Below are 22045 nucleotides of genomic sequence, written 5' to 3'. Positions count from 1 at the left end.
CATTCGAGCTTCTGGGGGGACGACTCGTGACAGATCTGACCGGCAGGACCGCGCTCGTCATCGGTGGCACGCGCAACATGGGCGCGGCGATCGCCGAACGCGTCGCGCAGCGCGGCGCGACGGTGGTGGTGACCTACGCAGGTGACGAGCAGGCCGCGAAGGAGGCGGTGGCGGCCTGGCGCGAGCGCGGTCTCGACGTCGAGGCGGTGCGCTCCGACGCCACCCGCTCCGTCGACGTCGACGCCCTGTTCGCCGACGTCGTCGCACGCCACGGCCGGCTGGACGTCGTCGTCCACCTGCCCGGGGCGGTCATCAAGAAGCCGATTGTCGACTTCACCGACGACGACTTCGACCACCTGATCAACCTGAACACCCGCAGTGCCTTCAACACGCTGCGCGCCTCGGCCCGCCACCTCTCCGACAACGGCCGCTACGTGGTGCTGTCCACTACGCTGACCGCGGTGATGACCGGGCCCTACGGCGTCTACTCCGCCTCCAAGGCGGCCGTCGAGCGGATGGTCCTGGCCGCGGCCAAGGAGCTGGGCGCACGCGGCATCACCGTCAACGCGGTCGCCCCCGGTCCGATCGACGACTCGTTCTACCACGCGGCCGAGACGCCCGAGTCGACGGCGGCGGCCACCCAGCACAGCCCGCGTGGCCGCCTCGGCCACCCGGAGGACGTCGCGCCCGTCGTGGACTTCCTCCTCAGCGCCGAGGCGTCCTGGGTCAGCGGGCAGACCGTCCGCGCCAACGGCGCCATGTTCTAGGCTCCGGCCGCGTGGTGAAGGGCGCCGCTCCGGCCGGGGCGGCGCCCTTCCGTCGTGTGGGCCGTGCGCCGACCGTTCCTTCAAGAATCAAACAAAGCACGAACTCTTGACGGCCTTTTGGGTTCCTGGCTCCATATTGGGAGCGCTCCCAACCGCTTTCCACCCTCCAAGCAGAGGAGACAGGCCGTGACCGCGACCGCCAAGCCGACGCTCGCCGAGGTCGCCACCCGCGCCGGCGTGTCCACCGCCACCGCGTCCCGCGCACTCAGCCGGTCCACCCGGGTCAGCCGGGAGGCGCGCACGGCCGTCGAGCAGGCCGTCGCCGACCTCGGTTACGTCCGGCACCGCGCTCCGCGCGCGGGCTCCCGCGACACCGGCGCGGTCGCGGTGGTGGTCTGCGAGGACATGCTGCACTACCAGTCCGACCTCTTCTACAGCCGTCTGCTGGTCGCGGTGGAGCGCGCGTTGGCGCCGCACGAGCGCGAGCTGCTGGTGCTGACCGCGCTGCGGCACACCTCCCGCCCCTCTCTCCTGCGCTTCCTGCGGGGCGGCCACGTCGACGGCGTGATCCTGGTGGGCCTGCGCGGCGACGACGCGCTGCCGCGGCTGCTGCGCGCGGCGGACGTGCCCGTGGTCTCCATGGGCCGCCCGCCGGGCGGCGCGGAGGTCCCCTTCGTCGACGCCGACAACGTCGGCGGCGCGGCGGAGGCCGTCCGCTACCTCCAGTCCCGCGGGCGCCGCCGCATCGCCACGATCGCCGGCCCGGCGGACATGTCCGTCGGCGTCGACCGCCTCACCGGCTACCGCCGCGCGGTCCGCCTCACCGGCACCGCCCGCGAGATCGTCGCCCACGGCGACTTCACCGTCGCCTCGGGCGACCACGCGATGATGCGCCTCCTCGACCGCTGCCCCGGCGTCGACGCCGTCTTCGCCGCCTCCGACCCCATGGCCGCGGGCGCGCTCCGCGCGCTCACGCGCCTGGGCGTCCACGTCCCCGACGACATCGCCCTCATCGGCTTCGGCGACGACGCCCTGGCCCGTCGCACCTCACCCCGCCTCACGACGGTCCGTCAACCCGTCGAGGACATGGGCGCCCGCGCGGTCACCGAACTCGTCGGCGGCGGCCCGGTCCCGGGCCGGGTGGTGATGGGCACCCAGTTGGTGGTCCGCCAGTCAGCATGACGGTACCGGCTCAGCTGACGACGGCCTCCGGCGCCAGGACCAGGCCGGCCGCCGCGAGGAACGCCTCAAGGCTGATGTCACCGCCCTTGGTACCGTCGTCCCATTCGACGAGGAGCCCGGAGAGGCCCGCCTCCCAGGACTCCTCCGTGTCGTCCGCAGCGTCCTTGCTGCGGTGCCACTCGACACTGCCCTCACCGTGCCGGTACCGCAGATACAGGTACTGCCCGCCCGCCGTCCAGGCGTCCCACTGCGACGGGCAGCTGTGACAGGTCTGCACGACTCGGACCAGCATCCGACCTTCATCCGCATCCATGGGGAGATCGTTGCGGACCCGCAGAACCCGGGCAACCGACTTCGGACACCATCGTCCCCGTCGGCTTCGTCGACATGCGCAAGCGCGTTCAACGCTGAGCGTCGGTGGGATCGGTGTCCGGCTCGGGGACCCAGAGCGGCGCTGTCGAGTCCGCCAGGCCGAGGAGGTTCAGGGTGGGGTCCTCGCCCGACAGGGCCAACAGCAGGAAGCGGGCCACGCCCAGGTCGTAACGGCGCCAGTGGTCCGGGTCGTCTCCTTCGGTGAGCCAGAAGCATTGGTCTCCGCTGTAGTTGCCGGCCCAGTACAGCAGGCCGCCGGGCGCGGGACGGAAGGGGTACGGGCCGGGCACGGGCCAGGCGGCCGCCTCGCAGGCGAGGTTGTTGAGCATGCGCGACAGGGCGCCGACGCCGAGTGTCCGGCCGGGCAGCGGGCGCGGCCGGACGACGGCGAACTCTCCCCGCAGCTCACCGGGGCCGAACAGGTCGACGAAGGCCCGGTAGTCGGACGGCAGACGAACCCCCGCGATGTCCTGGGCCGCCTCCCACGGCAGCAGCGGCTCAGCCGAGGCCGGGTCGAGTCCGGCAGCCGGGCGAGCGCTGAGATGTCCGGCCGCGGCACGTGGTGGGGTACCGGCTCCCCCCGAAAGTCACGCCGGGCGATCCACAGGACGACGTCGGAGGCGATCACCTCGACGTCGGTCTCCCGTCGCACGCGGTGTGTCCGGTCGAGTGGATCACGTAGGACGACCTCGTAGCCATCCGAGTCGTCCCGTGCGACCGAGGCGTACCAGGACGACTCCTCCTTGCCGCCCTGGACGACGACGAACGCGTTCCCCTCGTCGTCGAGGCTGCTGACCAGCCTGCGGACGTCTGCTTCTGACGGATCGTCGACGTGATCGCCGATTTCGTTCTCGGCGTGGTAGAAGTCCGCCGCCACGCGCCCTCCTAGGGGGTGATTGGACCGGGTTGCCGGATGCAGCCTCGCATCTCCCGCTCACGGAGTCCGTGCTGCGCCGTCCGGTTGCGCGCGTCCACGCGCGGGGTGTCGCGCGTCGGGCCGGTCGACGGAGTCAGCTGAGCAGGCCGTGGCGGGCGGCGAGGGTTGCCACCTTTGCGAAGCGGGTCAGGTCGTCGGTGTCGGGGGTCTCGCCGGTGATGAACCAGCGGTGGTAGATGGGCGCGGCGAGCGTGTTGATGACCCGGGCCGGGTCGGTGTCCGCGGGGAGTTCGCCGCGCGCGACCGCGCGTTCCGCGATGCCCTTGGTGTCCTCGACCCGGCGGGTGATGATCGTGTTGAGTGTCTGTCGGGCCGTCGGTGTCTGTACCGCGGCGGCGAACAGGATGCTCTGGACCAGGCCGATGCGCGGGCTCTGCATCACCTCGACGATGGCGTGGGCCAGCGCCGCCAGATCGGTTTCGAGGTCGCCGGTGTCGGGGAGCGCGGCGACCGGCTCGGCGACGAGCGTCAGGGCGAGGTCGAGGATGATGCCGTCGCGGTTGCCCCAGCGTCGGTAGATCGTCGAGGGTGCGACGCCGGCCCGGGTGGCGATGTCCTGCACGCAGGTGTCGGCGTAGCCGACCTCGGCGAGCGTCGCCAGCGCGGCGTCCAGGACGGCCTCCCTGTTGCGGGCGGTGCGTCCTCCCGGGCGGTGCGTGCCCGGAGCGCCCTCGGGGGTCGCCGACTCCGAGTGCAAATGAAACTCTGCTTGCATTAGCACCTCCTTGTGCGTCAGGCTCACTCTAATGCAACTCGGCTTTCGTTTACCTGTCGTGGTTGGAGATCTCTCGTGACCCCGTATCCACAGCGCTGGCGCATGCTCCCCACCCTGCTCGCCGCGCTCTTCATGGCCCAGTTCGACCTGTACGTCGTCAACGTCGCAGGACCCACCCTGCAGCGCGAACTGCACGTCGGGCAGGCGGCCCTGGAGCTCGTCGTGGCCGGCTACGGCTTCACCTACGCCAGTGGCTTGGTCACCGGCGGACGCCTGGGTGACCTCTTCGGCACCCGGCGGATGTTCCTCGCCGGGACGTTGGCCTTCACGGTCGCGTCCCTGCTGTGCGGGCTCGCGCAGTCGCCCGTCGAGCTCGTCGCCGCCCGCCTGGTACAGGGGCTGACCGGCGCCGCCATGGTGCCGCAGATCCTGGCGACCATCACGGCGGTGTTCCCCACCGGGGAGCGGCCGCGGGCGCTCGCCTGGTTCGGTGTGACCATCGGCGTGGGCTCGGTCGCCGGGCAGGTCTTCGGCGGGATGCTGCTCCAGTTCGACCTTGCCGGTCTCGGCTGGCGGGTCATCTTCCTGGCCAACGTGCCGATCGGACTGCTGGCCGCCGTCGCGGCCGCCAGGCTGCTGCCGCGGCTCACGCCCGCCCGTCGGGCGGGCCTCGACCCGGTCGGTGTGGTCGGGCTCTCCGGCAGCCTGGCGCTCGCGCTCGCGCCGCTGGCCCTGGGCCGCACCGAAGGCTGGCCGCTGTGGACCTGGGTCAGCCTGGGCGCCTCCGTCCCCGTGATGGCGCTGACCCTGCTCTGGGAGCGTTCGCTCGGCCGCCGCGGCCGGCAGCCCGTGCTCGACCTCGCGCTCTTCTCCGATGCCGCGTTCTCCCGCGGACTGATCGTCACCGTCGCGCTCTACTCCGGGTACTTCGGCTTCACGTTCGCGCTGAGCCTGCTGATGCAGGGCGGAATCGGCCTCACCCCGCTCCAGGCCGGGCTGACCTTCATGCCGCTGGGGTTGGCCTTCTCCGTCGCCTCGATGCGCGCGCAGCGTGTGGCGGCGAGGATCGGACCCCGGCTGATCACGATCGGCCTCTCGATCGCGGTGGCCGGCTACGGCCTGCTCCTGCTCGTCCTGCAGCTGTCCGGCGGGCACGCCTCCGCCCTGCGTGTCGTCGGCCCGATGATGCTGGTCGGCTTCGGTAACGGACTGGCGATCCCGATCCTGTTCGGCACCGTGCTGGGCAGGATCGCCCCCGGCAGCGCCGGGACCGGGTCGGGCGTGCTGACGACCGCTCAGCAGTTCGCCTCGGCCGCGGGGGTCACCGGCCTCGGTTCCGTCTTCTTCGCTCTCGTGGGGGCCGGCCACGGCACCCTCGTCTACGCCACCGCGATGGAGTGGGTCCTCGGCCTCTCCCTCGTGCTCACGCTCGCTGCCGCGCTGGTCATCCGCAGCGTCGCCCGTCCGGCCCGGACGGCTGCGGAGGGCCCCGTTCCCGAGCGGGCCGCCGTGCCGGTCCCGGCCCCCGCCACCACGCCCGCCGAGTAGGACCGCGCGGGGTGTGGGACGGTGCGACGACGCCACGGTCCCACCCCCGCGCGGAAGGGTCAGCCTCCTGGAGTGATGGTCGGGAAGAGCTGGGCGAAGGAGTCGAAGGCGGTGGCGATGTCCGCCTCGGCCCAGAACCGGTGGTAGTTGAAGACCGGTGCGGCGCCGCCGTTCAGGTAGGTCTGCACCTTCGACCACTGCGGGTCGTTCTTGTACCACTGCCGGATGGACAGGAAGGTGTTGGTGTTCGTCGAGCTCAGCACCGTGCCGTCGGGGTAGGTGCCGGTCCAGCCCGGCGGGACGTAGAGGCCCTGGTGGGTGGTGGGGTCGTAGGCCTGGGTGAAGCGGCTGTAGTCGGTGCGGGTCTCCGGCGCGGAGTAGCCGAGCGCGTCGGAGTACTTGCTGTGGACGATGTCCAGGATGTGCTGCGCGAAGTCGCGGGAGGTGGTGTCCCCGGACTTGGCCGCGTAGTAGGTGAGGGTCTTGGCCAGGGAGCCGGCCACGCCCAGGTCCGTGGCGCTGCCGCTCGCGGTGACATGGAGGGAGGCGTTCGCACCCGGGCTGGTCGCGTTCCAGGTGTCCGGAGCGCCGGTCCAGGAGAGTGTGCCCGGGGTGGTCAGTGTGCCGGTCGCGGGGTCGGCGGTGGAGACGGACATCGCCCACTTGACCCACTTGTCCAGCACGACCTTGGCGTTGGCGTCGCCGGTGGCGTAGTAGTACTCGGCCACCCGCTCCATCGCCCAGGTCTGGAAGCCGAACCACGAGTTGCTCGCCGGGTCGTGGTACTCCGGCTCCCAGTCGTAGTAAAGGCCGTAGAAGGTCGGGTCACCGGTCGGCGGCGCGGAGACGTCGCCGTAGTTGCCGCCCCAGCTGTTGGTCGCGCCGCCCGCGATCGCGCCCTCGCTGGACTGCAGCCACCGGAAGAACTGCAGCTGCTTGGTCAGGCTGGAGGACCAGTCCGCCGCGGCGGTGGGGGACTTGGGCGTGAGGTTCGGGTCGTTGGCCAACGCCCAGGCGGCCAGCGGGTTCTGGTAGCCCTGGTGCGCCGTGGAGCCGGAGATGCGCCAGGACCAGGAGCCGTCCGCCGCGCCGCCCCAGGCGAAGTACCACGTCAGCAGGCCCAGTTGCTCGTTGGCCTTGGACGTGCCGGCCGGGCAGGTCGTCGAGCCGTTGCAGTTGCCCGCCTGCTTGAAGTACTTGTCGTAGAGCGCGTAGCGCAGGTAGTCGCCGAGCTTGGACGCCTTGGCCAGGGTGCCGCTGATGACCGTGGACTTGCCCTGCGCCTTGGCGTAGGTGTCGGCCCAGTACGCCGCCTGCACCAGGCGCGCGTCGGCGTCCGGGGCGTCGGTGTACTTGTACTGCTTGGCGTAGGAGCCGCCACCGTCGTTGAAGAGACTGAGGAAGCCCGAGCTGCTGTTGCCGTACTTGAAGACGTCGCAGTCGGGCTGCGGGATCGTCTCCCAGACCGACTCCTCCGGGCCGCGCTGGTAGGAGTTGATCAGGCTCGGCTTGCTGGTGCCGTCCTCGCAGGTCCCGAAGCCGTACTTGTTGTCGGTGTCCATGATCCAGGCCGGGGAGTACATGTCCGAGGTGCCGTAGGTGGACGTGAGCTCGGCGGCCAGCGGGTCGGTGCCCACCGGGACGGCGGAGTTGAGCTTGACGGGGTACTGGTCCGGCTGCGGCAGCTCGGGGCCGTAGGTGGCGGGTTTGGCCGGGTTGTAGGTGGACTGGCCCGGCTGCTGGGCGTGGCTCGGGATCATGTACGTCTCGAGGTTGGTCCAGGCGTTGTTGAAGCCCGACCAGTCGCCGGTGACCCGGCCGTAGTCGGCCTCCAGCCACAGCCAGTAGCTGTAGGTCTCCGAGGTCGTCTCGTGGCCGTAGTCCGGCGCCTCCACGATCAGCGTCTCCACCGAGTGGTAGGGGATGCCGAGCGGGCTGAAGTAGCCGTTGTTCGGGTTCTTGATCTTCGAGTACAGGTCCAGGAAGTACTGGTCGTATCCGGAGACCTTGGCCGACTCCGTCGCGGTGACCGAGGCCGAGCCGTAGCCCGTCGCGGTCGCCGTGAACGTCGCCGTGCCGCCGACCTGGGACGCGGAGGTCCCGGCGGTGACGGTGACGTTCTGGGCGGTGTTCCAGTTCGACGGCGTGAACGTCAGCGTCGTCGGGGAGGCGCTGAGGTCCGTGTCGCTGCCGGACCGGGCGAGCGCGACCGTCACGTTGGCGCTCGGTGCGGAGGAGAGGGTCACGCCGAAGCTGCCGGTCGAGCCCTGCTGCACCGTGAGCGTGTTCGGGTTGACCAGGATGCTCGGGCCGGTCACGTTGATCGCGACCGGGCCGGAGGTCGTGGTCAGGCCGGCGTTGTCCGTCGCGACCGCCGTGATCGAGTACGTGCCCGCCGCGACGTTCGCCCAACCAGCGGTCCACGGAGCGGCCGTGGCCGTCCCGATCAGGGTCTGGGCGCCGGTGCCGGAGCTGGCGTAGTAGTCGACCTTGCTGACCGTCCCGTCCGGGTCCGCCGCCGTCGCGGCCAGCGGCACGGTGGCGCCCGGCTGGAAGACCTGACCTGGCGTCGGCGAGGTGACGCTCACCGTCGGCGGCTGGTCCGCGCCGCCGCAGACCGTGCCGTTGACGGCGAACGCCGTCGGTGCGGTGTTGGCGCCGGAGTAGTTGAAGTTGGCGTTCGTGGTGTAGCTCGCGCCCGCCGCGATGGACGCGGCGTAGCTGGGCGCGGTGACGGTGACGTTCTTGCCCGACTGCGACCAGGTGCCGTTCCAGCCGCTGGAGAGCGTCTGGTTGCCGGCGTAGACGTAGGTCAGCACCCAGTTGCCGATCGCGGCGGTGCCGGTGTCCTGGATGGTGACGCCGGCGGTGAAACCGGAGCCCCAGTCGTTGGTGTCGGCGTAGGTGACACTGCACGACACCGTGGCGGCGGCGGCCTCGGTGGGCATGGCGAGTGCCCCGCCGCCGGTGGCGACGAGCGCGAGCGCGCCCGCCGAGGAGAGCAGCGCCAGCAGCCTGGCGCGCAGATGACCGCGTCTCATGCGCGACCTCCCGGACTCGGGTGGGGGAGCGTTGACGCGGGAATTGTGCGGTGGCTGTGCGAGCACGGTCAGGGCGCGTCGGGGCCGTGCCGGCGCGGCGCCCGGCGGTGCGGCGCGGACCTGCGCGGATGCGCGGAGGTACCGGCCGGTGGGCGTGTACATTCCACACCCGCCCCGTCAGGGCACGGGTGGCGGAGGCTCGTCGCGGTGGTTGTCACGGATCCGGCGGCGGGCAGTCTCCCAGCGCTGCTGCAGGTCGGCGAGGAGCCTGTCCCACTCACGGCGGACCTCGCCGTCCGGTGGGCGTTCGCCGCGGCGGATCCGGGCCAGCTCGACGCTGACCTCCCGCCCGAGCGCGCCGCCGGCGACCATCAGCAGCATGATCACGAACAGCGTGGAGATCATCGCGAAGACGGCGCCGATCGGCCCGTAGCGTGACGCGGAGACGCTGAAGTAGCGCGGCAGGTAGGCCGCCGCGGCGACCGAGTACCCGGACTCCAGCAGGCCCGCCGCCAGCGCGAACGGCAGCAGGTCCGTCCAGGCGATGCGACGGGCGCTCAGCAGTCGGCCGGTCAGGAGCAGGAACCCGGCGCTGAGCGGTGCGGTCAGGGCGGCGGACGCGAGCCCGAGCCGGCTGTCGACCGCGGTGCGCAGCCAGCCCGCCAGGGCCAGATAGCCGGCCAGTGCCGCGATGGAGAGGAGGGCGTTGGGGGTGTTGCGGACGCTCAGCGGTTTCAGTTCCCAGGTCTGCTCGAAGAAGCGCTGCTCGGTGCGGGTGAAGCTGAGAATGGCGATGAGCAGGAACACCGCGCTCAGGAGGGTGGTGCCGGTCTGCTCGCCCGCGCTGAAAATCAACTGCACCGCTTCGGCGCCGCCGCCGGTCAGGGAGTAGCGGGCGATGATCCTGCTCGCCGCGTCGCCGTGCCCGAGCACGTTGAAGAGCGGACCGCACAGGATCGCGAGGGCGATCAGGGCGGTCAGCGCCGTGGACGCCAGCGCCATCGACCGGTCGAACCCGACGAGCCGCTGGAACCGTCCCACCACGCGCAGCGCGAACGCCGGGCGCAGCCAGAACGTCAGGGATCTGACGACGCGCTCGCGGTCGAACGACGGTGGGCGGTTCAGGGGCGCCGGCTTTCGTTGCGAGGGTGACAACGGTGACGGGGGTGACCGGGTGACCGGGGTGACGTCTCGATTCAACGCCAGCCCGGACGTATCGGCCACGCGGCAGCGCCCGCCCCCAGGGCTACGCCGAGGACGCCGCGCGTCGCCGCAGGCGGGAAAGCAGCGGCCGACGCGGGAACAGCAGCGCGGACTGCTCCGCCCGCGTCTCGTTCCAGGTGCTCAGCTGGTAGGCGTTGAAGGCGAGTCCTGCCGCCACGGAGACCCGGCTCACGGTGCCGGGCTCGGTCTTCAGCCCGCCCAGCGTCCGGCCGAGGCGGTAGCCGTCGCGGTCGAGGAAGAGCAGCTGGTTCCGGGGGGAGAGCCAGACGAGCTCGGCGACGCCGCCGGGGTGGGCCGTGTCCGCGAGCGGGACCGTGCGGACCCGGCCGCGTCCGTCGCAGACGGTCAACGCCGCACCGTCCCAGTGCAGGTAGGCCTCCTGGTGGCGCTGCCGCCCGCGCGCGGGGGCGGTACGTCGGTCCGCCGACCTGGCTCTGGCGGGCTCGTGCAGGTGGGGGCGTGGCCGGCCCGATGCGCCCTGGTCGGCGTCGAAGTCGGTGATGCCGCCCGGCACGGGCTCGGGCACGATCACACTGCGCGACTTCGACCGGCGCCGCCTGGGCCGGTAGAGCGCCTCGGCGGTCTGCGCGACGCGCACGCCCCTGCGGACGGGCGCGGGCCACAGCGTCCACAGGAGCGGCTCCAGCACCAGCCAGACGACGGGTGCGAGCGCCAGCAGGTCCAGGCCCACCGTCCCGGCCGCGTTCGCCGCAGCCGGGTTGCCGTGCCAGGTGTACCAGTGGTCGAAGCTCACCGTGACGCTCGCCGCGAGCAGCAGCACGACCGCGGCGCGGCGGCAGATCCGCCGGTGCAGCTCACGCAGCCGCAACGCGTCCGGCAGGCCCTCCTCCGGCGCGCGCCACAGCGGCAGCGTGACGGCCAGCACCAGGAACGGCAGCGAGGCGTCGTGCCAGAACTTGTCCGCGTCGGTGGCGACCGGTCGGTGGCTGTTCGCGTCGTAGGCCAGCAGCGGCACGCACGGCAGCGCGACCAGCAGCTGCGCGATCCGCCACCGCCGGCGCCGCACGCGTGCCACCCGACCCCACAGCGACGTCGCCGCGACGCCGAACCCCCCGTTCACGACCCATTCCCTTCGCACGTCCGCCGAAGGGCAGCATAGGCCCCGCCCGGCCCGGCTACGCCGTCGGCGTCAGACTCGCCGGCTGTCCGGCGAGGAGGGTGAAGGCGGAGTCGAGGGTGGCCGCGGTGTGGGCGGGGTCGGGGTCGACCTTGCGCACGATCTGGAGGCCCTGGACGAGGGTGAGCAGCAGGCGGGCACCGGCCTCGGGAGTCAGCGACGGGGAGAGGTCGCCCTCGTCGGCCGCGCGGGCGAGCTGGCGGGTGAAGGCCTCCTCGGCGGCGGCGAGGCTCTGCCGGGCGAGCCGCGCGACGTCCTCGTCGTGGGGGAGCAGCTCGGCGATGCTGTTGACGCTGAAACAGCCGGCGTTGCCGCAGGCGGCGTCCGCGGCGAGCAGGCGGTCCAGGACGTCGCGCAGCTGCGCAAGGGCGGGGCCCTCGTCCGCGAAGGCCGTGCGGAGCAGGGTGTTCTGCCGGTCGAGGTAGCGGGCCAGCGCGCGCACGAACAGCTGGTGCTTGTCGCCGAACGCCGCGTAGATGGATCCGCGTCCCAGGCCCAGCCCCTCGACCAGGTCGCTCATGGCCGTGGCCTCGTAGCCCTTGCGCCAGAACAGCAGCATGGCGCGATCGAGGATCGCGTCTTCGTCGAAGGTACGTGGTCTGGCCATGCGTCCACGGTAGCGAATCGTTCGAGCGAAAGCCGCATGTATTTGACTGGACGTTCCAGAACGCTTAGCTTGTTATGGAACGAGCGGTCCGGAACTAGTGATCCGGACTGCGGCAAACGGCATGTGATCAAGGAGTTCCCCATGAAGGCAGCGGTCATCTCCCAGTACGGCCAGGTCGGCGACGTCGTGACGGTCACCGAGGCGCCCAGGCCCGTCGTCGGGCCGCGCGATGTGCTGATCGAGGCCCGGGCGGCCGGCGTCAACCCGGTGGACCACCTGATCGTCAAGGGGTTCCTGCGCGCAGGGGAGCTCGCGCAGCCGCTCGTCATCGGCAGCGAGGTCGCGGGCGTCGTGGCCGCGGTGGGGGCCGAGGTCACCGACTTCGCCGTCGGGGATGAGGTCTTCGCTCGGGTCGACCCGCGCGTCGGAGGGGCGTTCGCCGAGTACGTCGCCGTGGACCGGTCGCTCGTCGCCGCCAAGCCCGAGTCGCTGTCCTTCGCCGAGGCGGCCTCCCTGCCGCTGGTCGGCCTCACCGCCTGGCAGGCGCTCACCGAGCAGGCGCAGGTCGGCCCGGGCACCCGGGTGCTGATCCACGGCGGAGCGGGCGGCGTCGGCTCCGTCGCCGTCCAGCTGGCCAAGCACCTGGGCGCTGAGGTCGTCGCCACCGCGAGCGCCGACAGCGTCGAGCTGGTGCGCGAGCTCGGGGCGGACCGGGTCGTCGACTACCGCGCCGAGCAGTTCGACGAGGTCGTGAGCGGCGTCGACGTCGTCTTCGACACCGTCGGTGGGCCGACCCAGGACCGCTCCTTCCGGGTCCTCAAGCCCGGCGGCACGCTGGTCTCGATCGTCCCGATCGCCGACGCCGAGGCCAAGAAGGCGCAGTGGAACGTCGACGCCCGCTCCTTCATGATGCGTCCGCACGGCGAGCAGCTGGCCCGCCTGGCCGCACTGGTGGCCACCGGCGAGCTGCGGCCGCTGCTGGAGACGACCTACCCGCTCGCCGGGACCGCCGAGGCCCTGCAGAAGGTCGAGCGCGGCGGCGCCCGTGGCAAGACCGTCCTCACGATCCCGGCCTGACCGGTGCGGGCCGCCTGACCGGTGCAGACTGAGGAGAGGCGAGCAGCGCGCGTCGCGGTGTCCCGGGAGAGACGGGACGTCGCGCGTGCCGACGGAGCGTCGGTCATGAAAGCGATCCGCATCTGGTCCCCGGGCCCTCCCGACGCGGCTGACAAGTACGCCGTCGAGGAGATCCTGCGGGCCCACCAGCAGCGCGCGCTGCGGGTCCAGGCGGCGCTGCGCGCCTCCGTCGTCGTGGTCGCGCTCGCGGTCTACGCGCTGATCGAGCCGCGGGAGCACCCGGGGGCCACCCTTGCGCTGATCCTGCTCTACGCCGCCTGGAGCGCGGCGATGATGGTCGTCGCGTGGCGGGGCCGGGGACGTCGGTCCCTGGCCCTGGCGGTGCCGCTGGTGGACCTGCCCCTGCTGACCCTGACGATCGCCGTGGCCGGGGATTTCACGGACCCGAACTGGTCCTCGCCGTTCAGCGCGGACGCGTTCGTGTTCGTCCCGATCCTCGCCGCGTTCCAGTTGCGGCCGCGGATCACGGCCGTCTCCGGCGCGGCCGCGACGCTGACCTACGCCGTCGCCTCCGGCGTCGGGCACCTGCACGCCGGGCCCGACCTGCAGTACACCGTGGGGCACGCGCTCTTCGTCGCGATGATCAGCGTCGCCGGGGTGGTGCTGTCGCTGATCCAGCAGTCGCGCGTGCAGATGATCACCGAGCTGGCCCGGCAGCGGTCCGAGCTGCTGGCCCGCACCGTCGCCGCGGGCGACCGCGAGCGGCGGGACCTCGCCGAGGCGCTGCACGACGGCCCCTTGCAGAACGTGCTGGCCGCCCGCCTCGACCTCGACGAGGCACGCGACGTCCCGCCCGAGGGGGACGGCCTCGCCGAAGCCCTCGGCCGCGCCGAGGGAGCGCTGCGCGATGCCGCCCGGCAGCTGCGGTCCTCCGTCACCGAGCTGCACCCCGCCGTGCTGGAACGGGCCGGAGTGGCCCGGGCGCTGGAGGAGCTGGCGCTGCGGTCCGCCGGGCGCGGCGGCTTCGAGGTGCGGTTCACCAGCGACGGGACGACGGCGGGCCGCGACGCCGACCGGGTGCTCTACCAGTGCGGGCGCGAGCTGCTCGCCAACATCGTGCGGCACGCGCGCGCCGGCCGCGTCGAAGTGCTGCTGGAGCTGGCCGGGCCAGTCGCCGTCCTGGAGGTCCGGGACGACGGGGTGGGCCTGCCGCCGGGGCTGCGCCCGCTCGGCAGCCGGCTCGCGGAAGGGCACATCGGCCTGGCGGCGCAGCGCGTGCGGGTCGAGGAGGCGGGCGGCACCATGGTGCTCACGGCGAACGCGCCCAAGGGCACCGCGGCCCGGATCACCCTCCCGCTGGAGGCGGCCGGCCGTCCTCCCGGGGACGGCGCGGAGGACGGCGCCGGCGGCACCGACGGCGGCCCCCTGCCGGGAGCCGACGCGGCAGCCGATGCGGGCGCCGCGGACCTCGCACGGGACGGGCGGTAGGGCGATGGGACGCACGGTCCTGGAGAACGCGAAGATCAGCGTGGTCGTCGCCGACGACCACCCCCTGTACCGGGAGGGGGTACGCCGGGCGCTGGTGCAGAGCGGGCGGATCGACGTGGTCGCCGAGGCCGAGAACGGCCGGGAGGCCCTGGCGGCCATCCGGCAGCACCGGCCCGAGGTGGCCCTGGTCGACTACCAGATGCCGGGCCTGGACGGCATCGCCGTCGTCCACGCCGTGGTTCGCGACGAACTGCCGACCCGGGTGCTGCTGCTGACGGCCTTCGAGGAGAGCGCCCTGGTCTTCAAGGCGGTCCAGGAGGGTGCCGCCGGCTACCTGCTCAAGGACTCCTCGCGCGACGAGATCGTGGGCGCGGTGGCGCAGGCGGCGAACGGATCGACGGTGCTGCCGGCCGGGCTGGCCACGGGCCTGGCCGCGGAGATCCGGCTGCGGCACGAATCGGACCAGCCGGTGCTCTCCGAGCGCGAGCGCCAGGTGCTGGAGCTCTTCGCGGCCGGCAAGAGCGTCCCTGACGCGGCCGCCGAGCTGTTCCTGTCGCCGAGCACCGTCAAGAGCCACGTCCAGCACCTCTACGCGAAGCTCGGCGTCTCCGACCGGGCCGCGGCCGTCGCCGAGGCGCTGCGCCGCGGCCTGCTGGAGTAGGCGGCGCAGCGGACAGGCCGGTTCATCCCCCCGATCCACCGATCGGCTGACCCTGCGCGTGCCCCTGCCGAAGGACCTTGGTGGTGCGGGCCGAACGGCCCGAACGGACCACCACCACAGCGGTCCGGGAGCCAGCGAGGCAGGTACTGTCATGAAGACCCTTCTGATCACCGGCGCAGCACTCACCATCGGCACCCTCGCCCTCACCGCGGGCCCGGCGTTCGCAGCCTCCGTCCCCTCCGGCGGCGTCGTCAGCGTCACCTCCGCCAAGGACGCCTCCGGCCCGATCTTCGGCGGCAGCGACGTCCACCTGAGCGGCACCTGCCCCGTCGACGCGGTCAAGGTGAACGGCATCACCTCGCCGTTCTTCGCCGGCGGCCACGCGACCCTCGGCAAGACCGACCCGCAGGCGTTCACCGGCACCGCCACGGTCCTGCCGGACATCCCCGCCGGTTCGCACGGCGTCACCGTCAGCTGCACCGACAAGAGCGGCCGGACCGAGTCCTTCAGCGGCTCGTTCACCGTCTCCCCGACCACCACCCCGACCCAGCCCACCAAGCCCACGACCCCCGCGACGCCCACGCACCCGTCCAACCCGTCCACTCCGTCCAGCCCGTCCACCCCGAGCGGCTCCGGGACCGTGCCCTCGGGCGCGCCGGACACCGGTGTCTCCAGCGGCGGCGGCAACGGCTACGTCCTGCCGACGGTGCTGATCGGCACCGGTGTGCTCGCCGGTGGCACCGTGTTCGGCATCTGGAAGGCGCGCCACCAGGGCGCGGACAAGTGAGCGGGGCCGCTCCGTCCCGCCGGCCGGGGCGACGGAACCGCACCGTCGCCCTGGCCCTGGCCGCGGGGGTCCTCGTGGCCGGGGCGGGCTGCGCCGGATCGCTCGCCACCGACCGGCCCTCCGCCGGTGCCCCCGCACCGAGCAGCACGGCCGGGCCGGGCGGGAGCGCCTCTCCGACGGCCGCCGCGCCGCTGCCGGCGTCGACACCCGAGCGACTGGTCGTGCCCGCCATCGGCGTCGACACCCCGCTGCTGCGCCTGGGCCTGGCCGCCGACGGGACCGTGCAGGTCCCGCCGATCGAGGCGAACGCCCCGGCCGGCTGGTACGACGGCTCGGTCACCCCGGGGCAGCGCGGCTCCTCGGTCCTGCTCGGACACGTCACCGTCGGCCAGTACGGCAACGGGGTGTTCCTGAAGCTCGGGCAGCTGACCGCCGGGGACCGCATCGAGGTCACCCGCGCAGACGGCACCATCGCTGACTTCACCGTCACCGACACGCACACCTACGCCAAGTCCGCCTTCCCCGACCAGCAGGTCTACGGCCCGGACCCGCAGCCCGTGCTGCGCCTGGTGACCTGCGCCGGAAGCCCGAACCCCGCCACCCGCACCTATCCGGACAACCTCGTCGTCACCGCGGTCCTGACCGGATCCGGCGCCGGCTCCAGCGCCGGATCCGGCACGGGCTCGACCGCCCCGAGCGCCCACGGCGGGTGACCGTGCCAGACCCAGGGAGCCCCGCCATGCCCGACCACCGACCGCTTCGCCCCTGCGACAGTGCCGAGCCGCACCGCCTTGCCTTCTCGGTACGCCGCTGCCGACGCTCGCTGCGCCGCCCGGCCTGCTGCCCGGTCCTGCACCTGAGGGGCGAGCTCGACGTCGCCGCCACCCCCACCCTCCTCGTCGCGGTCGCGCGAACCCTCACTCCGGGCCGCGCCAGGCCGGGCCTGGTGCTGGACGTCGGGGCCCTCACCTTCTGCGACGCGGCCGGACTGACCGGCCTGCTGCGGACCCGCCGTCTGGCCGACGCGGCCGGGACGCCCGTCTACCTGGCCGCACCGCCCGGCACGATCTCGCGCCTCCTCGCGCTCTGCGACCTGGAGCGCTGCTTCCCGCTTCACCCGTCCTGACCGGTCCAGGCGAGCGCCAGCAGCGCGGCGTCGTCCTGGGCGAACCCGCCCGCCCAGTCCCGCGCGTCCGTCTGGAGCCAGGTGAGCAGCTCGGTCGGTGCGGCGGGTGTCCGATGGGCCCGGGCGAAGCCGGTCAGCCGGTCGGCCAGCGGGTAGAACGCGCCGCTCGCGTTCCGGGCTTCGGTGAGCCCGTCGGTGTACATCAGGACGGTGTCACCCGGGCACAGGAGGCGCGCGTCGGGCGCGGCGCCGACCGGGGAGCGCGCGGTGCGCAGGCCGAGCGGCAGTCCGGGGGAGAGCGCGAACTCGGTCGGGCCGTCCCGGGACAGGACGATCGGCGGCGGGTGGCCGTGGGACAGCGCCACCATGCGGCCGTCCGTGCGGATCTCGACCAGCAGGGCCGTCACGAAGTCCTCCGCGTCGACCAGATGGCGGCGCAGGCTCACCTCCAGCCGGTCGGACAGGCCACCGAGGGTGGTGCACTCGTAGGCGGCCTCGTGGAACGAGCCGAGGACGACGTTGGCGGTGGCCACGGCGGTCAGCCCTTTGCCCTTCACGTCGGCGATGAGGGCCCGCACGCCGAAGTCGGTGTCGGCCACGCCGTAGAGGTCGCCGCCGATCTGGGCGAACCGGGCCGCGGCCCGGTAGCTGGCGGCGATCCGCAGCGGCCCGACGGCCTCCGGCGGCGGACGCAGCATCGCGCGTTGGGCCGTCTCGGCGACGGAGGTGACCTGCTGCAGCCGTGATGCCTCGCGTTGGCGCCGCCGGACCACGTAGCACGCGACGGAGGACACGGCCAGGATCGCCAGCGTGGTTCCGACGGCGGCGCCCAGGCGTCCCGGCTCCAGCGGCAGGCAGGCCCAGCGGGTGGCGACGGCGACGACGGCCGAGCCGACGATCAGCGCCTGGCCGAAGGCCAGGGCGACCAGCGCCGGGATCGCGACCAGGACGGAGAGCACGTGCGTCGGCTGTGCCGTGCCCAGTTCCATGCCGATCACCAGGGCGAACAGGAGCAGGGCGGTCACCAGGACCACGGCCGGCGACGCCAACGGCGCGCCGCCTCCCGCCTCGCCCCCTCCGTCCCCGCCGCCGTTCTTCGCCACGCGTCCCCGCTCCTCGGAGTCACCGGCCCCACCGGGCCCACCAGCTCAAGTGTGAACCGGTCGGTGATCTTCGGATATTCGACAGGGCCCGCCGGGCTCCGGCCGCGGGATCAGTCCCGGTCGGTTTCCGCTGCGTCAGAGCCCGGGCCGCAGGCGGGGAGTGCGGTCCTCGATCGCCTGGGCGGCGTCCAGGACCAGCTCCTCCTCGAAGCGGCCGCCGATGAGCTGGACGCTCATGGGAAGGCCGTCCACGAGCGCGCTCGGCACCGTCGCGGCGGGGAGGCCGAGGATCGGGACCGCGGCCATCGGCCACTGCGCGGCGACGAGTTGGGCCGCGCGTTCGGGGCTCGCGATGTCCGCGTCCTGCTCGAAGGGCGGCTCGGCGCTCACCGGGGTGAGCAGCAGGCGCTCGCGGCCGAGCAGTTCCTGCAGCTCGGTGATGAGCGCCGCGCGGCGGGACCAGCCGTGGATGTAGTCGCCGAGGCTCGGGGCAGGACCCCACTGGCCGGCGGCCGCGGCGAAGGAGTACGCCAGGGAGGCGCGGACGTCCGCGTCGCCGACCTGTTCGACGGCCGGCATGGTCGGGCGGAAGTCCTCGTAGATGAGGAGCGACCAGAGCCGGGCGGCCTCGGCGAGCAGCGGCAGGCCGTCGAGCTCCTCGATCCGGTGGCCCGCGTCGGCGAGCTTGCGGACGGCCTCGTCCACAGCCCGCTCGACGGCCGGGTGGTTGGGGACGGTGCCGATGCCGCGGACCACGGTGACCACGGGGAGCTCCGCGGGTGCGGGTCGCTCGGGCAGCGCGGGGACGCCGATCGGGTCGCGCAGGTCCGGTGTGGACATGACGCGCAGGGCCAGCCGCGCGTCCGCGACGGTTCGGGCGAGCGGCCCCTCCACCGCGCACTGCTGCACGGTGAGCGGCATGACCAGCTGCTGACGCCCGGCCGGGGTGTCGACGAAGGCCGGGGCGGTCCAGTTGGACACGCGGCCCACGGTCGGCCGGATGCCGACGACTCCGCAGCAGGCGGCGGGGTAGCGGATCGAGCCGCCGATGTCGTTGCCCTGCGCCAGCTGGGTCATCCCGGCCGCGAGGCTTGCGGAGGCGCCGCCGCTGGAGCCGCCCGGCGTGCGGTCGGGGGCCCAGGGGTTCACCGTGCGCCCGTGCAGGTCGTTGGTGCTGAACCAGCGGTAGGAGAAGGCCGGCGCGTTGCTGCGGCCGACCAGGACGGCCCCGGCGGAGCGCAGCGCGGCGACGCACGCCGCGTCCTGCTCGGCGTTCGTCCCGGCCAGGGCGACGACGCCGTGGCTGGTGGCGTAGCCGCGCTGGTCGGTGTTGATCTTCGTGGAGGTGGGGATGCCGTGCAGCGGGCCGAGGTCGCCGCCCGTGACGGTGCGCTCGTCGGCGGCGCGCGCCTGCGCGAGCGCCTCCTCGGGGCGTACGTCGGCGAGGGCGTTGATCCGGGGGTTGGTCGCCTCGATGCGGTCCAGGGCGGACTGCACGAGTTCGACGGAGGAGAGCGTGCGGCTGCGGAGCGCCGCGGCGGCCTCGACGGCCGTGAGCTGCCACGGTTCCGTGGCGGGGGAGGTGTTGTCCATGTTCGCCTCTGCGAGGAGGGGGCGGTCGGGCAGCGCAGGGCCGGACCGAGGAAGAAAAACGTTGTTGTGTAACAACGTTTGATGACGCCAGGGTGGTCTGCGTCGCCGTGGCTGTCAAGCCTGCCCGGTCCGGGGCTGCTCGGCCGGCGGCTGTCCGGTCGGGGGCTGTGCGGCGAACAGGGCGGCCGCGATCCGGGCTGCCGCCGCTCCGCGCTCGGCGGGCCAGCTCTCGGGATCCTCCAGCGTGGAGAGCCAGTAGCCGCGGAAGATCAGGTGCAGCACGTCCGCGGCCGCCTCGGGATCCGCCATCCCGGCCTGCGCCGTGAGCTCGCCGAGCGTGTCGCGGTGCTCCCGGGCCAGCTTGCGGACCAGGACCCCCGCGTCGGACGCCTCGCTCTCGCTGACGATCTCGGTGACCAGGCGCCGCATCACGTCGTCGTCGCGCTCGGTCGTGCACATCCACTGGGACAGGGCCAGTAGTCGGTCGAGGCCCGTCAGGCCGGAGAGGAGCTCCTCGGTCTCCACGGACCACTCCCGCTCGGCGTGGCGCAGCGCGTTCGCCATCAGGGCGGCCCGACTGGGGAGGTAGTTGGTGATCATGGCGGTGGACCCGCCCAGCTGCTGCGCCACCGCGCGGATGGTCACCGCCCGCACGCCCCGCTCCCGGGCGACCTGGCTGGTGGCCTCGGCGATCTGGGCCAGTCGCTGCTCCTGATCGACCTCGATCGGCATCGGCGTACTCCTTCGGAAGGTGTTGACGGGGTGACCGGCAGGTGCAATCTTGTCATACAACAATGTTGCACAACGCCGTTGTATGACGCTGCGTCCCCATCGCTGATGCGCGTCGATCTCTCCCCGCTGTGTGCAAATCCCAGGCTGGAGCGACATCGCCATGCCCCTTCCCATCGACCGGGTCCTCCCGGCGCCCGTTCCCCCGCAGGCCCGCCAGTACCGGGTCCGGGTCCGTGACGGCGTCCGGCTCGCCACGGACGTCTACCTCCCGCCGTCCGACCCGCCCGACCAGGACGAACAGGGTGGCCTGCCCACGGTGCTGATCCGGCTGCCCTACGACAAGAACAGCCGCTACGTCTTCACCGACCGCATCGCCGAGCGGTTCACCGCCCACGGCTACGCCGTCGCCGTCCAGGACGTGCGCGGCAAGTTCCGCTCCGAGGGCGCCACGCTGCCCTTCGTCCACGAGTCCGCCGACGGCTACGACACCATTGAGTGGATCACCCACCAGGCCTGGTCCAACGGTCGGGTCGGCATGTTCGGCGACTCCTACTACGGCAACACCCAGTGGGCCGCCGTCGCCGCGCAGCACCCGGCGCTGCGGGCCATCGTGCCGCGGGTGACCGCCGCCGACTTCAACGCCATGTTCCGCGACGCCGGTCGCGAAGGGGGCCGCGACGAGGGCCGGGGCGGGGTACGCGAGCTGCCGCCGCCGGTGTGGCGCGAGGGCGTCGGCTACTTCGCGCAGCACTGGGTCGGCCGGGACACCTACGCGTACGAGCCCGACCCGGCGCAGCGTCCCGCCATCGACCAGTACGAGCAGGCGTTCACCGCCATCGGGGCCCGCTCCGCCTGGTTCTCGCTGCTGGCGCCGAACCGGGTGGACCTCTGCACCCAGTTCGGCCGGCACCCCTTCGACGCCCGCCCGGTCCCGGTGCTGCACTGTCTGGGCTGGTACGACAACATCGTCCGGGCCCACATGCGGGACTACCTGGACCTGGCCTCCCGCCCGGAGTGGGACGCGGTCCAGTACCTGTGGGCGGGCGCGGTCGACCACGAGAACTACCGTCTGGACAACGCCCCCGTCGCGGCCGAGGACGACCACGCCACCGACGAGGCGGCGCTCACCCGGATGCTCGACGGCTACCTCGACCCGGCGGTGGCGTTCCTCGACGTCTTCCTCCAGGGCGCCGCACCGGTCTCCTCCCTGCCGAAGGTGGCCTGGGAGCTGGGCCACGCCGGGTGGCGCACGGCCGCGAGCTGGCCTCCGCCGCAGGCCCGCCCGGTCTCCTTCCGGCTCGCCGACCCGGCCGCGGCCACCGGCCCGCTGCCCGGCGGCGGGCTGGTCACCGAGGACGGCACGGTCGCGGACGGGTCGAGCGAGGTGAGCGAGGTGAGCTGGGTCCACGACCCGGAGGCGCCCGTGCCGTCGCCGGTCGAGAACTCCTTCGCCTACCTGCAGACCCACCCCGACCTCGCGCCGCTCGCCGCCCGCGCGGACGTGCTGGCCTTCGCCACCGCACCGTTCGCCGAGCCGCTGGACCTGGCCGGGCCCGTCACGGCCGAACTGCGGGTCGCCAGCAACGGGCCGGTCTTCGACGTCTTCGCCAAGCTCGCCGACCTCGCCCCGGACGGCACTGCCCGGCTCGTCGTCCGCGGCCAGGTCCAGGCCGACGACCGGGCGAACGGTCCCTTGCACATCGACCTCTCCCACACCGGCTACCGCGTGCGGGCCGGGCACCGCCTGGCCCTGCTCGTCAGCAGCAGCGACTTCCCGCTCTTCCTGCCTGCGCCCGGAACCGGTGAGAACCCCTGGACCGCGACGGCCGTCCGGCCCACCACCCAGCGCCTCGTGACCGGCGGCGACCGACCGTCCCGACTGACCGTCACCGTGCTTCCGCCCGAGACCGACTGACCGGCCACCGAACACCCCCTCGCACACCCTCA

At 73.0% G+C, this 22045-nt stretch carries 20 protein-coding genes; 10 read left to right on the top strand and 10 right to left on the bottom strand.

Translation table 11 applies throughout. The annotated features are described in order from the left end of the window. Window positions 1–26: 26 nt before the first annotated feature. Both BMY61_RS04260 and BMY61_RS04255 read left to right on the top strand, forming a co-directional pair. Window positions 27–767 carry an SDR family oxidoreductase gene (locus BMY61_RS04260; protein ID WP_052438754.1) on the top strand — a complete coding sequence of 247 codons (741 nt, stop codon included), beginning with the start codon at window positions 27–29 and terminating at the stop codon, window positions 765–767. Between the two features lie 186 nt (window positions 768–953). Further along, complete coding sequence (locus BMY61_RS04255) at window positions 954–1949, top strand: LacI family DNA-binding transcriptional regulator (RefSeq protein ID WP_042448566.1); 996 nt, start codon at window positions 954–956, stop codon at window positions 1947–1949. Window positions 1950–1959: 10 nt separating this feature from the next. Here the strand turns inward: BMY61_RS04255 and BMY61_RS04250 are convergent, their stop codons facing one another. From BMY61_RS04250 to BMY61_RS04240, 3 genes are all read right to left on the bottom strand, one after another. Next, window positions 1960–2262, bottom strand: coding sequence for a hypothetical protein (locus BMY61_RS04250; protein ID WP_042448563.1), 303 nt, complete (start codon window positions 2260–2262; stop codon window positions 1960–1962). 88 nt (window positions 2263–2350) lie between these two features. Beyond that, complete coding sequence (locus BMY61_RS04245) at window positions 2351–2650, bottom strand: hypothetical protein (protein WP_052438753.1); 300 nt, start codon at window positions 2648–2650, stop codon at window positions 2351–2353. 681 nt (window positions 2651–3331) lie between these two features. After that, window positions 3332–3973, bottom strand: coding sequence for a TetR/AcrR family transcriptional regulator (locus tag BMY61_RS04240; protein ID WP_042448560.1), 642 nt, complete (start codon window positions 3971–3973; stop codon window positions 3332–3334). Between the two features lie 75 nt (window positions 3974–4048). Between BMY61_RS04240 and BMY61_RS04235 the strand changes: the two genes are divergently transcribed. Beyond that, window positions 4049–5521: an MFS transporter gene (locus tag BMY61_RS04235; protein ID WP_236656046.1), complete on the top strand. Its 1473-nt coding sequence runs from the start codon at window positions 4049–4051 to the stop codon at window positions 5519–5521. Between the two features lie 59 nt (window positions 5522–5580). Here BMY61_RS04235 and BMY61_RS04230 read toward each other — a convergent pair whose 3' ends face one another. The 4 genes from BMY61_RS04230 to BMY61_RS04215 form a co-directional block, all read right to left on the bottom strand. Next, window positions 5581–8562: a glycoside hydrolase family 48 protein gene (locus tag BMY61_RS04230; protein ID WP_042448554.1), complete on the bottom strand. Its 2982-nt coding sequence runs from the start codon at window positions 8560–8562 to the stop codon at window positions 5581–5583. A gap of 177 nt (window positions 8563–8739) precedes the next feature. Next, window positions 8740–9603: a YihY/virulence factor BrkB family protein gene (locus BMY61_RS04225; RefSeq protein ID WP_236656045.1), complete on the bottom strand. Its 864-nt coding sequence runs from the start codon at window positions 9601–9603 to the stop codon at window positions 8740–8742. Window positions 9604–9808: 205 nt separating this feature from the next. Beyond that, the gene (locus tag BMY61_RS04220) at window positions 9809–10867 is read right to left on the bottom strand and encodes a hypothetical protein (protein WP_042448551.1); all 1059 of its coding nucleotides are present in this window, start codon (window positions 10865–10867) and stop codon (window positions 9809–9811) included. Window positions 10868–10922: 55 nt separating this feature from the next. Continuing rightward, entirely contained in the window at window positions 10923–11531 is a 609-nt protein-coding gene (locus tag BMY61_RS04215) for a TetR/AcrR family transcriptional regulator (RefSeq protein WP_042448548.1), read from the bottom strand. A 141-nt stretch (window positions 11532–11672) separates the two neighbouring features. Here BMY61_RS04215 and BMY61_RS04210 point away from each other — a divergent pair, with 141 nt between their 5' ends. The 6 genes from BMY61_RS04210 to BMY61_RS04185 all read left to right on the top strand — a co-directional run bounded on the left by BMY61_RS04210 (window position 11673) and on the right by BMY61_RS04185 (window position 16670). After that, window positions 11673–12608 (top strand): NADP-dependent oxidoreductase, encoded by a 936-nt coding sequence (locus BMY61_RS04210; RefSeq protein ID WP_042448849.1) that lies wholly within the window; start codon window positions 11673–11675, stop codon window positions 12606–12608. Between the two features lie 105 nt (window positions 12609–12713). After that, a complete protein-coding gene (locus BMY61_RS04205) occupies window positions 12714–14096 on the top strand; it encodes a sensor histidine kinase (RefSeq protein ID WP_052438750.1) in 1383 nt (460 codons plus the stop codon). 4 nt (window positions 14097–14100) lie between these two features. Further along, a complete protein-coding gene (locus tag BMY61_RS04200; RefSeq protein ID WP_042448544.1) occupies window positions 14101–14757 on the top strand; it encodes a response regulator in 657 nt (218 codons plus the stop codon). Between the two features lie 151 nt (window positions 14758–14908). Then, window positions 14909–15544 carry a hypothetical protein gene (locus BMY61_RS04195; protein ID WP_042448542.1) on the top strand — a complete coding sequence of 212 codons (636 nt, stop codon included), beginning with the start codon at window positions 14909–14911 and terminating at the stop codon, window positions 15542–15544. Next, window positions 15541–16257 carry a class F sortase gene (locus tag BMY61_RS04190; RefSeq protein ID WP_236656044.1) on the top strand — a complete coding sequence of 239 codons (717 nt, stop codon included), beginning with the start codon at window positions 15541–15543 and terminating at the stop codon, window positions 16255–16257. Before BMY61_RS04195 ends, BMY61_RS04190 begins: the two co-directional genes overlap by 4 nt. 26 nt (window positions 16258–16283) lie before the next feature. Continuing rightward, window positions 16284–16670: an STAS domain-containing protein gene (locus BMY61_RS04185; protein ID WP_082015066.1), complete on the top strand. Its 387-nt coding sequence runs from the start codon at window positions 16284–16286 to the stop codon at window positions 16668–16670. Here BMY61_RS04185 and BMY61_RS04180 read toward each other — a convergent pair. From BMY61_RS04180 to BMY61_RS04170, 3 genes are all read right to left on the bottom strand, one after another. Then, a complete protein-coding gene (locus tag BMY61_RS04180; RefSeq protein WP_236656043.1) occupies window positions 16658–17773 on the bottom strand; it encodes a PP2C family protein-serine/threonine phosphatase in 1116 nt (371 codons plus the stop codon). The two genes, BMY61_RS04185 and BMY61_RS04180, sit on opposite strands and share 13 nt — an antisense overlap. A 135-nt stretch (window positions 17774–17908) precedes the next feature. Continuing rightward, the gene (locus BMY61_RS04175; RefSeq protein ID WP_042448539.1) at window positions 17909–19366 is read right to left on the bottom strand and encodes an amidase; all 1458 of its coding nucleotides are present in this window, start codon (window positions 19364–19366) and stop codon (window positions 17909–17911) included. Between the two features lie 114 nt (window positions 19367–19480). Then, window positions 19481–20098: a TetR/AcrR family transcriptional regulator gene (locus BMY61_RS04170; protein WP_063773260.1), complete on the bottom strand. Its 618-nt coding sequence runs from the start codon at window positions 20096–20098 to the stop codon at window positions 19481–19483. Between the two features lie 160 nt (window positions 20099–20258). On the opposite strand from BMY61_RS04170, the gene BMY61_RS04165 reads away from it, so the two are divergent. After that, a complete protein-coding gene (locus BMY61_RS04165; protein ID WP_042448536.1) occupies window positions 20259–22013 on the top strand; it encodes a CocE/NonD family hydrolase in 1755 nt (584 codons plus the stop codon). The last annotated feature ends 32 nt before the right edge of the window (window positions 22014–22045 follow it).

It is taken from the genome of Streptacidiphilus jiangxiensis, from assembly GCF_900109465.1.
Lineage (GTDB): Bacteria > Actinomycetota > Actinomycetes > Streptomycetales > Streptomycetaceae > Streptacidiphilus > Streptacidiphilus jiangxiensis.
The sequence above is the reverse complement of the archived record's forward strand: the minus strand, read 5'-3'. Positions and strand labels throughout refer to the sequence as shown.